1 protein-coding gene is annotated in these 1,511 nt (G+C 66.8%); it reads right to left on the bottom strand.

Annotation, left to right across the window (positions count from 1 at the left end; all coding sequences use genetic code 11):
* Positions 1-35: 35 nt before the first annotated feature.
* Positions 36-1,388 carry an IS4 family transposase gene (locus ACFOX0_RS34090; RefSeq protein WP_377553798.1) on the bottom strand — a complete coding sequence of 451 codons (1,353 nt, stop codon included), beginning with the start codon at positions 1,386-1,388 and terminating at the stop codon, positions 36-38.
* Between the last annotated feature and the right edge of the window lie 123 nt (positions 1,389-1,511).

Below are 1,511 nucleotides of genomic sequence, written 5' to 3'. Positions count from 1 at the left end.
CCCAACGCCGTTCAGTTTGGCTGGTGGTTGGTTTGTCAAGGCTCGTTGGTGATGACGTCGATGTTGGTGGTGGCTTTGTAGGTGCGGCGGTCGATGTTCGGTCCGCGGGCCTGGTATTTGGAGTTCGAGCGTTTGATCATTCGGGTTTTGGTGCGGACGCGGCGGTCGGGTAGCAGGTTCGCCAGGACGCGTTCGCCGATGGCGCCGACCAGGTCGATGACGGTGTCGGCGATGACGCCGGCGGCCAGGATGATCTGGTCGCGGGCGGCGTTGAGGGCGGTGGTGAAGCTGGCTCGGTCCGGGTCGAGGCCGGGCCGGCTGTCGGTGGCGTCGGCCATCGCGGTGCGTAGCAACTGGTAGGTGATCAGCAGGGCATGGATTTCCTGGTCGATGCCATCGGGGGTGCGGGCTCGTAGGACCCTGCCCCCGAGGATGCTGGATTTGAGTTCGAGGTAGGCGGTCTCGATCTCCCAGCGCTGGTGGTAGAGCCGGGCGAGGTCGCCGGCTGGGTGGCGGCGGGCGTCGAGCAGGGTGGTGATCAGTCGGTAGTCGCCGGTGTGGCTACCGCTGGTGGTGGTGATGCTGATCCGGGCGTCGACGACGCGGACCCTCAGGCCGTTGACGGTGGAGAGCCAGGATCCGTCCGGGTAGCGGCCGAGTACAGGTAGTTTCCGGCTGCTTTTGCAGCGGATCAGCAGGTCGGCCCCGGTCGCGGCGATCCTGGTGATCAGGTCGGCGCTGGCGTAGTTGCGGTCGCCCAGCAACAGCATCCCGGACCGCAGACTGCGCGCCAGATGGTGAGCCTGGGCGATCTCGCCGGTGCTGAGTGGGTCGAACACCGCGTCGAGCACCGAACGGGTGCCGCAGGCCAGCAGTGCGCTCAGCCGCAGAGTGGGATAGCCGGAGCCGCCGTTGTTGCCCCGCTGTTTGGCGTAGCGGAGCAGGTTGGCCGGTGAATCCGCGACGGTGAGTACGGTGCCGTCGATGACGACCGGCATCAGGCCCCGCCACCACACCGTGGCAGCACTGGTGGCCGCCGGGCCGCGGAGCAGTTCGAACAAGGCCCGCATGGGTGCCGGACCCAGCCGCTGCCGGGCCTGGCGCAGGGCGCTGCCCGACGGGTCGGGCACCGGCAGCGGATGCAGACCGGCGACGAGTTTCGACCACACCCGCTGGTAGCCGAGATCGGCGAACAGGCAGCCCGCGATCAGCAGATAGACCACGACCCGGGCGGGCAGCAGCCGGATCCGCTGCTGCGTACGTCGGGTCGCAGTCAGAACCTCATCGATCATCTCGAACGGCAACAGCCGGGTCAGCTCACCGAGGTGACCCGCCGCGAACGGCCACGCCGCTACCGTGACCGTCCGGGTTATGGCAATCTGATCCACCAAGCGGAGTTCCTGGTTCTGGGTTGTCTTGGAGTGACAAACCTTGATACCGGAACTCCGCTTCCTACTTCCTGATCAACACACCCTTGACCACACCCGCCCCTGCCTAACTGAACGGCGTTG

Origin of the sequence: Micromonospora zhanjiangensis (assembly GCF_042650605.1) — a bacterium.
Taxonomy (GTDB): domain Bacteria; phylum Actinomycetota; class Actinomycetes; order Mycobacteriales; family Micromonosporaceae; genus Micromonospora_J; species Micromonospora_J zhanjiangensis.
This window is presented reverse-complemented; position numbering and strand designations above follow the sequence as displayed.